The following is an 8,845-nucleotide window of genomic DNA, read 5'->3' on the forward strand; positions in this document are numbered from 1 at the left end:
GTAACAGAAACCAAGTGTATTTTCAGGACTGAGATACTATGTCTTTCATGTCTTAACCCACTTGTCATTTTTGCTTAAACAGTGTATAATCTATTGGGAACATACTAGGCTGATTTGCTCTGGCTGTGGGTATCGTTGGGGCAAGATTGATTTGTCTGTTCGCTCAGTGTTGTGTTTAAATTGCAGTACTCTTGCAGACAGAGATGAGAATGCTGCTAAGAATATAAAAATGGTCGGCATGGGGCATCGGCACGACCTAAAATGGACAGGGAGTGACTGTAAGACTGTTTCGGCAGCGAGTTACTGTGAACTGTCAAGAATCACCGACCTTCAAGGTCGGTGAGTATGTCAACATAAAATCTTCCTCCTTTGGGCGTTTGCTTAAAACTGTTACAGCTAGGATATTAAGTGCTGCTTCATATTAACAGGGGTTTTCTCATGCTAGATATCAGCAAGTTGGCGCGGCAAATGCAGGGTTTAAGTCAGCATCTCACCTTAGAAGCTGCGGCTGGTCGCCAGCGCTTAGAATTGGGACGAGAATATCTAAACAAAGCCAAACAGCGCCAACCAGATTTAGTTCAAATACAGGAAAAATGGCGCGATCGCATTATATTCACCCATTCTACACCCATTGAGCCGTTAACAACCTGTGTTGATATCCCCGCCCCCCCCAAAGTGCATACTGTTATTGCCACTGACGGTTCCCAAATAGCCCCCAACCATCATGAAATTGCTTATTGCTATCTTTTAAATATTGGCAGAGTGGTATTACACTACGGACAAAATCGCCAACCTTTACTTGATAGTTTGCCAGAGGTGTTTTATCGGCCAGAAGATTTATATATGTCTCGCCAATGGGGAATTAAAACCGAAGAATGGATGGGTTATCGCCGCACAGCTTCAGAAACAACAGTTTTAGCAGAATTAGCTTGTGCTGCCAAATCAGAAGCTCCAGCTTTAGCCATGGTTGATGGTTCTTTAATTTACTGGTTCTTAGAACAATTACCAACCGATGCCCGCCATCATATCTTACCGCCCATCCTAGCCGCTTGGCAACAGCTTCATCAAGCACAAATTCCTCTCATGGGCTATGTTAGCGCTTCTCGCAATGTTGACTCTGTGAACTTTTTACGTTTATTAGCTTGTCCCCATCCTGCCCCTGACTGTAAAAGTTATTGTCCAGAGCAATTAGAAAAAGTACCTTGTAAAATTTTTGAACCTTTACGAGATACTACTCTATGGGGGACTGAACTCCAACCAGGACAACGGGGGCCACTATGGCGCAGCAATAACCGAATTTTAGAATTATATGGTGAGCAAATCATTTACTTTTGCCATGTCCATGTGGGTAGTGAAATTGCCCGCATAGAAGTCCCCGCATGGGTGGCAGAAAACTTAGATATGTTTAATCAAGCTTTGGGACTAATGTTAGCACAGGTACAGAAAGGCCAGGGCTACCCTGTGGCCATTTCCGAAGCACATAATCAAGCAGTGGTCAGGGGTGGTGATAAAACTCGTTTTTTCGCTTTGTTAGAAAGACAAATGATCAAAGCCGGTATCAGAAATGTCGGCACTTCCTACAAAGAAGCTAGAAAACGAGGCAGTATAGCTTGAGGCAATTTTAGATTTTAGATTTTAGATTTTAGATTTTAGATTTTAGATTAATCTTGGATTTCTTCAACAGTAGCCATAGGATGCTCCCACTACAACGTTATTATTACCAATGACTGTTCGCTGTTACCTCTACTTTGACTAATAACTCCTTTTCCCCACTGGTGGGGCAACCCCAAGCTGTAGAAATACTGACCCAGGCTGTGAAACAACACCGGGTAGCCCCTGCCTATTTATTTGTAGGTATGGATGGTGTAGGAAAAACTTTAGCTGCCCGGTGCTTTGTGGAATTGTTATTTTCTGCACAGTCTGGTCATGTGACCTCTTTACACCATCGTTTGCGTCAAGGTAATCATCCTGACTTGTGGTGGGTGCAGCCTACTTACCAACACGAAGGCAAACGACTCACCGCGGCAGAAGCGGCAGAAAAAAAACTTAAACGTAAAGCACCACCCATAATTAGACTAGAACAAATCCGGGAAATTGCTGAGTTTCTCGCCCGTCCTCCCTTAGAAGCGCCTAGAAATGTAGTGGTGATAGAGTCAGCAGAAACAATGGCGGAAGCTGCGGCTAATGCTTTACTGAAAACTCTAGAAGAACCTGGACAAGCCACTTTGATTTTAATTGCACCCTCCCCGGAGTCGGTTTTGCCCACTTTGGTGTCGCGCTGTCAACGTATTCCTTTTTATCGCTTAGACCCAGAGTCTTTGACTCTGGTACTTACCCAAACAGGACATGAAGAAATATTACAGCATCAAACAATATTGAGTATAGCTGCAGGTAGCCCAGGAAGTGCGATCGCATCCCATGAGCAGTTAAAAATAATTCCTGAAAACCTACTCCAACAAGTAACTAAACTGCCTTCATCCTATAGTCAAGCCTTACAGTTAGGTAAAAAAATTGCTCAAGAATTAGATACAGAGGGGCAACTTTGGTTAGTAGACTATCTCCAACAATTCTACTGGCAACAGTGCCACCAACCACAAATCATTCACAAGTTGGAACAAACTCGTAAATTTTTACTGTGTTACGCCCAGCCCCGCTTGGTTTGGGAATGTACATTCATAGAACTGTTGACTAGTGACGCTGGAATCCCCCGGCTTTAGCCTGGGGGAGTGTCAATAATGTGTGAAGAGAAATTTCACTCCACCAGTGATGCTGAAGCATCCTCATTGGTTTGAGGTAAGCCGGGTAACTCCAGACAGTATCCCGCACCATAGACTGTTTTGATATAGCGGGGGCGACGGGGATCTGGTTCTAGTTTGGTTCTCAAGTGGCGGATATGCACTCGGATGGTTTCAATGTCATCATCTGGATCATAACCCCAAACTTCCCGCAGAATTTCACTGGGGGAAACTGTTTGTCCGTGGCGTTGCAGTAAACAATGAAGTAGCTCAAATTCCAGGTGAGTTAATTTTACTGTTTCATTGAACCATATGGCCTCAAATCTTTCTGGAACCAAGGTTAACTGCCCATAGTTGAGAATTTCACTATGTTTTGCCGCTTGGGGAATGCGGTCTGTACGTCGCAACAATGCCCGCACCCGTGCTAACATCTCCTCTACTTCAAAGGGCTTGGTGAGGTAATCATCCGCCCCTGAGTTAAAGCCTTCTACTTTATCCTGAGTTTGGCTCAAAGCAGTAAGCATTAATATGGGAATTTCTGCTGTCCGCCCGTCTCGCCGTAGGCGTTGACAAACTGTAAATCCGTCTACTCTCGGCAACATCAGGTCAAGCATGATTAAGTCAGGTTGTAACTGAAGAGCCAGGGCTTGACCTTTGATGCCATCTTCAGCTTGGCTGACATCGTAGCCAGCCATTTCTAAATTGACCGCAACTAGTTCTGAAATTGCTGGGTCATCGTCTATGACAAGAATCCTGGGCATTATTGAATAAATTATTACTACTTCACTAAGGTTGACACTCCCCGGCGTAAATGCACGGGGATTCTACATTCTACGTCAGAATTTGCTCTAGCAGGTTTTCACCAACCAGAGTGGAGATCCCAACTCCTGTAGCGTTACCTCGGGGATGCCCTCCCCTAGCTTGCTTGGCAAGATTTAAAATATTTAAAATATTTACTGCTGCATTTACATCTCTTTTTATTCCCTTCCATAGGAATTTAGAAACACCAAACCAATATTTAATTTTACGTTTCTGTGCCTGACTCAGTTTGAGATAAATCTTTTTTGATTTTTTGAGAGTATTTTCTGAGTCCGTGCATTCGGTAGGAAAAGACGTGAAGGATTGAGAGTAAATCCTGAGTGAGTTCTGATTCTGGGCAGTGTACAGTTTTGTCGAGAACCATGATTTATCCACGGTTTTGCTCGACCATGTATTCCAAAAGATTTTTATCTTGATTATAATAAATATTTCAATGTAGCATAAAGGTCAAACTAAAACTAAGGTACTCTAGATCCAGTGTATGTTGTGTTCATCTGCCTACAATTCGCCTCCTTTTCTCCAAAATGGTCTGACCATGACTGTTTACGCTGCTTTGTGGGGAAAACGTTATTGGCGGCAAACTACTCCCTATCCAGAGCCGCAATATCAAAAAACAGTTTTTATTGGTGGGCAGGGTGTGCCGATTTTTGGTTGGGTGGCTATACCAAAAAATGCTCATAGTACCATAATTGCTACCTATGGCATTACAGGGGATCTAGAACAAGAATGGTTTTTAAGACTGTTAGGGCGTAAGGCTTATGCCCAAGGGTACGCCGTGGTGTTATTTGATTGGCGCGCCCACGGACGAACAGCAGAACTATCTCCCACTTTGACCTCTGATGGTTTGTATGAGGGAGAAGACTTTGTTCGCATTGCGGCCGCCGCTGCTACTATGGGATGTCCCAGTAAGTTTTGGTTTACAGGTTTTTCCCTGGGGGGACAATTGGCGCTGTGGGGGCTAAAAACTGCCCAAGATTTAATTCATGGTCATGAATACTTAGGATTACGCAACAGTGACATTGGTGGTGGGGTGGTGATTTGTCCTAATTTGGATTCTATGCGATCGCTTAACTATTTAGTCAAACAACCCCTGGGTAAATACTTAGAAAAAGCCATCGTGCGTAATTTGAAAACACTAGCATGGCGAATACATGATACTCATCCTGGTACAATAGATCCACAAGCCATAAAACGAGCCAATAGTATTTGGGCTTTTGACCATGAACTGGTAATTACTAGATTAGGTTTTTCTTCGGTGGAAGAGTATTATCAAGCTAGTAGCGCTTTACAGTTATTGCCACACATATCAAAACCAACTTTAATATTATATGCTGGCGATGACCCCTTATTTCACCCAGAAATTATCCCTGAGTTGCAAGCCAGTTGTAATAGTAATCCAGCCTTAAACTTATTACTTACTCCCCACGGTGGTCACGTGGGTTATATAAGTAGCAAGGAATGCCAGCGCCAAGCACAAGATCCAGATATTTGGTGGGCTTGGAATCGGACTTTACAGTGGTTAGCAAACCAGCGGAAAATTCCATCAGAGTTAGTATGGGTTTGATGGGCTAGGATTAGCAGAAACAATTAATTAGCCAAGCTCACCGTTAAATTTAACACCCCGGATTGAGTAATCTAACAACTCCATGGGGTGCATGACCGGAATTTTTTTACTTTGTAATTGCAGATGCTTAGTAATTTGCAAAGTACAACCAGGATTAGCAGAAGCAATTAACTCAGCACCAGTATTTAATAAATTATTTACTTTTTGCTCACCTAACTCCTCAGCAACTTCTGGTTGAAGCAAATTATAAACACCAGCACTACCACAACACAAAGCCCCATCTATTGGTTCCCTTAACTTGATATTGGGAATTTGCCGTAATAGTTGACGTGGTTGCACACTGATTTTTTGTCCATGTAATAAATGACAAGCATCTTGATAAACTAAATTAAGAGGTTCGTCAGTTAAGGGCGATAATTTAGCTGTTATCCCCACTGTTGCTAAAAACTCTTGAGCGTCTTTAACTTTGGCTACAAATGCTTGTGCTTTTTCTTGATAATCTGGGTCATCTGCTAAAATATGACCATACTCTTTTAAAGTGTGACCACAACCAGCAGCATTGATAATCACAAAATCTACATTAGTATGGGCAAAACTATCTATCATTTGCCTAGCCAAAGCCCTGGCTTGTTGGGTTTGCCCTTGGTGTTCCGGTAGCGCTGCACAACAACCTTGAGATTTAGGAATGACAACTTCACAACCATTGGCGGTTAAAACTCTTACAGTTGCTTCATTTACTGGGGAAAAAAACAGCCGTTGTACACATCCCAAAATTACCCCCACTCGGTAACGCCGCTTACCTTGGGCAGGAATCACATCTAGTAAATTATCTTGAAAAGATTTAACAGTAATTTGGGGTAAAATTGATTCCATTGCTGCCAAACGGGGGGATACTTTCTTCAGTAAACCTGTACTCCGTACTAGTTTAGGTAAACCTAATATTTGATAAATTAGCAAAGGAAACAAAAACAAGCGTAATAAATCAGGATTAGGAAATAAAGAGAATATCAGTCCACGAATTAATTTATCTGGTAGGCTGCGGGAGTAATTACGTTCAACTTGGTGCCGAGTGGCAGAAATTAATTTATCATACTGCACCCCGGAAGGACAAGTACTCACACAAGCCAGACAACCCAAACAAGAATCAAAATGTTGTACTGTAGCTGTATTTAACGCAATTTCACCCTCATTAATGGCATCCATTAAATAAATGCGTCCCCTGGGTGAATCCATTTCTTTACCAATGACCCGATAACTAGGACAAGTAGAAAGACAAAATCCACAATGTACACAACTATCAATCAATTTTGCATCAGGTGGCTGATTAACATCAAAACCTGTTAAATTCTTAATACTAGCAGCTTTATTCACAGAATTATCAGAAACTTGCATATTATTTCTTTCTTCCCTTAAGTTTGTGTTATTCGCGCCTTTGCGGTTTGTTAAATTAAATTCCACCCACAAAGCGACCAGGATTTAAAATATTCTTACTATCAAACTGTGTTTTAATTCCGCGCATCATGTGTAATGAATTACCACCATATCCCCAAACATCTATGGCTTGTTTAATTTGATTTGATGCAGTTAAAATACTCAAAAACCCTTGGTAAGATTCACAAATAGCCCGCATTTTAATCACCTGACTTTGATTTTGCAGTTGTAACCAACCCACACCACTAGCAATGTGAATTAAACTCCTTTCTGCTTGGTTCACAACTTCCACTGCTGCAGTGGGTAATACTCCTATTTTGCAGGTAATTGCAGAATCTGTTACCCCACCATACATTAGTTTTGGTAATCTTTGCCATAGATATTCTTCAGGTTCCTGATGGTAAATTGTGCCTTCTAAACCCAACTTTTCCCCCAGAGCCAATAACCGCTTTGACTGTTCCTCAACACTTTCCCTAATGCTTTGGAAACGCGCCATTAATCCCAAACCTCCACTTGCGCCTAACCTGGTTACAAGTTGACTTGATAGCAAATCAGCTTGGCTGGGTGTTAAGGCAGAATTGCGGAGGGTGTCCGCAGCTTGGCATATAGACTCTGGTGTACCAGTTAGTAGAACCGTACTAGATGTTTCTGGTAATGGATACACACGAAAAGTTACTTGACTAATAACTCCTAATGTGCCATAAGAGCCTGTAAATAATTTCATCAAATCATATCCAGCCACATTTTTTACAACTCGCCCCCCTGCTTTGGCAATTTCCCCATCACTGCGGACAAAGGTAATTCCTAGTAGCTGGTCGCGCACACTCCCATAACTTTGTCTGAGGGAATTAGTATCAGCTGTAGCCACAATACCGCCAATGGTTGCTAATTCTGGTGTGCTGGGGTCGATGGCAATAAATTGACGGGCTTGAGCTAAAATTGATTGGAGTTGGCTAAACTGCATCCCTGCTTCTACAGTGACGGTTAAATCACCAACTGCGTGTGCAATGAGTTGATTAATGCGTTCTGTGCTGACAATGATATCAATACCTGTGGCTAAACCGCCCCAATGGATTTTACTGCATTTACCACAGGGTAGCACTCGCCAGTTATTGCGGTTAGCTACGGCGATGACTGCTGCTAGTTGTTCTTGAGTTTCCGGGTAAACAATACAACCAGGGGGGTTGGCAGATGCCATCATCGCTTGTTGGATATGTTGTTGCTGACTAGGTTCTAGGTTTTCCCAAACACAGATGGCATTTTCTGCGACGATAGATGCAAGATAAGCGGCTACTGGTTTCATGGTCATTGGTCATTGGTTATTGCTGACATTAGTAAAGATGTAAGTTCCTGCTTAGACCCATTACTACCATTGGTAGAGATGACTTGGCATTTTTCTTGATAACGCTGTTGTAATTTGTACATATGCTCAAATAAATGCCAGCAATATTCTTCTGGTAGTCCACAGGTGACAGCACCGCGGAGAACTACATTAAAGTACCAATCATTGGGTGCAAGTTCTTCTGTGAGTTTGTTAACTACTACATAGGTGCGGACTTTGGTGTATAGCTGATTTTGGCAGTGTATATCTACTGTTTCCCGACGATATAAACTTTGGGAAACACCTTCGCGCTGGTCGAGATATGCACTCAATCGCTGGGGTAGGTGATACAGTACACCCTTAACACTGGCATGATTATCTTTTAACACATCCAAAACGCCACATTTGCGCGTGGGAGAATAGGAGTAAAACCCTAAGCGATAGCCTGTTAAAATTCCTGTCCCAATAATATAAGGATGTGTGTTTTCACCAAGCGATCGCTTTAAATCCACAGGACACATACAAGAGCCATAGGCAAAATAATAAAACATCGGCTCTTTTTGTGACTGTTGGGCAGGATGGTGAGATTTTCCCCAAGTATGCTGTGAGCGATCGCTGTGATGACTCATCTATCTTTAGAAAGATTTCTAGAAGTATCTATATAAAAAGTAGTTTATCACTAATTTCGTGATTATACAACTATACTGCCATCAATACAATAGGTGGTTTATAGATTGGAAATATGCGGGGTAAAACCCCGCATGAGATGAGGAGCTAAAACCTATCAGGAGGTAAAGTAGCTATCCACATTGAGAGTACCGGCGTTGTTATCACCAGTAGCGAAGGTAAACCGATCTACTTGCAGAACTAAATCGTTATTGGATTGGAAACCTGCTGTACCGTCGTTAATAGATAAATACTGTCGTCCTCCCCAACCAAAGAAGACAGCAGAGTTAATTCCTAACCCCTGTGCGC

Annotated in this window: 10 protein-coding genes; 4 read left to right on the forward strand and 6 right to left on the reverse strand. The window is 42.3% G+C overall.

Annotated features, from left to right (window positions below):
• Nucleotides 1–70 precede the first annotated feature (70 nt).
• The 3 genes from NWP17_RS10165 (at nt 71) to holB (ending at nt 2,717) form a co-directional block, all read left to right on the forward strand.
• Nucleotides 71–343 carry a zinc ribbon domain-containing protein gene (locus NWP17_RS10165; RefSeq protein ID WP_280654807.1) on the forward strand — a complete coding sequence of 91 codons (273 nt, stop codon included), beginning with the start codon at nt 71–73 and terminating at the stop codon, nt 341–343.
• Between the two features lie 95 nt (nt 344–438).
• Nucleotides 439–1,614 carry a DNA double-strand break repair nuclease NurA gene (locus tag NWP17_RS10170; RefSeq protein WP_280654799.1) on the forward strand — a complete coding sequence of 392 codons (1,176 nt, stop codon included), beginning with the start codon at nt 439–441 and terminating at the stop codon, nt 1,612–1,614.
• Nucleotides 1,615–1,748: 134 nt separating this feature from the next.
• Nucleotides 1,749–2,717, forward strand: a complete 969-nt coding sequence (gene holB / locus NWP17_RS10175) for a DNA polymerase III subunit delta' (protein WP_280654800.1) — start codon at nt 1,749–1,751, stop codon at nt 2,715–2,717.
• 35 nt (nt 2,718–2,752) lie between these two features.
• Here holB and NWP17_RS10180 read toward each other — a convergent pair whose 3' ends face one another.
• On the reverse strand, nt 2,753–3,496 hold the full coding sequence (locus tag NWP17_RS10180) for a response regulator transcription factor (RefSeq protein WP_280654801.1): 744 nt from the start codon (nt 3,494–3,496) through the stop codon (nt 2,753–2,755).
• A 70-nt stretch (nt 3,497–3,566) separates the two neighbouring features.
• The gene (locus NWP17_RS10185) at nt 3,567–3,929 is read right to left on the reverse strand and encodes a hypothetical protein (protein ID WP_280654802.1); all 363 of its coding nucleotides are present in this window, start codon (nt 3,927–3,929) and stop codon (nt 3,567–3,569) included.
• A 106-nt stretch (nt 3,930–4,035) separates the two neighbouring features.
• Between NWP17_RS10185 and NWP17_RS10190 the strand changes: the two genes are divergently transcribed.
• Nucleotides 4,036–5,118, forward strand: a complete 1,083-nt coding sequence (locus NWP17_RS10190) for a YheT family hydrolase (RefSeq protein ID WP_280654803.1) — start codon at nt 4,036–4,038, stop codon at nt 5,116–5,118.
• Nucleotides 5,119–5,145: 27 nt separating this feature from the next.
• Here the strand turns inward: NWP17_RS10190 and NWP17_RS10195 are convergent, their stop codons facing one another.
• The 4 genes from NWP17_RS10195 to NWP17_RS10210 all read right to left on the reverse strand — a co-directional run.
• Complete coding sequence (locus NWP17_RS10195; RefSeq protein WP_280654804.1) at nt 5,146–6,510, reverse strand: (Fe-S)-binding protein; 1,365 nt, start codon at nt 6,508–6,510, stop codon at nt 5,146–5,148.
• A 55-nt stretch (nt 6,511–6,565) separates the two neighbouring features.
• Nucleotides 6,566–7,852: an FAD-binding oxidoreductase gene (locus NWP17_RS10200; protein ID WP_280654808.1), complete on the reverse strand. Its 1,287-nt coding sequence runs from the start codon at nt 7,850–7,852 to the stop codon at nt 6,566–6,568.
• A 2-nt stretch (nt 7,853–7,854) separates the two neighbouring features.
• Nucleotides 7,855–8,499, reverse strand: a complete 645-nt coding sequence (locus NWP17_RS10205; protein WP_280654805.1) for a gamma-glutamylcyclotransferase family protein — start codon at nt 8,497–8,499, stop codon at nt 7,855–7,857.
• A gap of 155 nt (nt 8,500–8,654) precedes the next feature.
• Nucleotides 8,655–8,845: bluetail domain-containing putative surface protein (locus NWP17_RS10210; RefSeq protein WP_280654806.1), on the reverse strand; the 191-nt coding region annotated here is incomplete at its 5' end.

The organism is Chrysosporum bergii ANA360D, assembly GCF_029891735.1.
Lineage (GTDB): Bacteria > Cyanobacteriota > Cyanobacteriia > Cyanobacteriales > Nostocaceae > Umezakia > Umezakia bergii.

Excerpts from the sequence above, each read along its gene's own strand:
- NWP17_RS10190 (WP_280654803.1), top strand. The coding sequence starts at position 4,036 with ATGTTGTGTTCATCTGCCTACAATTCGCCTCCTTTTCTCCAAAATGGT.
- NWP17_RS10195 (WP_280654804.1), bottom strand. The coding sequence starts at position 6,510 with ATGCAAGTTTCTGATAATTCTGTGAATAAAGCTGCTAGTATTAAGAAT.
- NWP17_RS10200 (WP_280654808.1), bottom strand. The coding sequence starts at position 7,852 with ATGAAACCAGTAGCCGCTTATCTTGCATCTATCGTCGCAGAAAATGCC.
- NWP17_RS10180 (WP_280654801.1), bottom strand. The coding sequence starts at position 3,496 with ATGCCCAGGATTCTTGTCATAGACGATGACCCAGCAATTTCAGAACTA.
- NWP17_RS10205 (WP_280654805.1), bottom strand. The coding sequence starts at position 8,499 with ATGAGTCATCACAGCGATCGCTCACAGCATACTTGGGGAAAATCTCAC.
- NWP17_RS10170 (WP_280654799.1), top strand. The coding sequence starts at position 439 with ATGCTAGATATCAGCAAGTTGGCGCGGCAAATGCAGGGTTTAAGTCAG.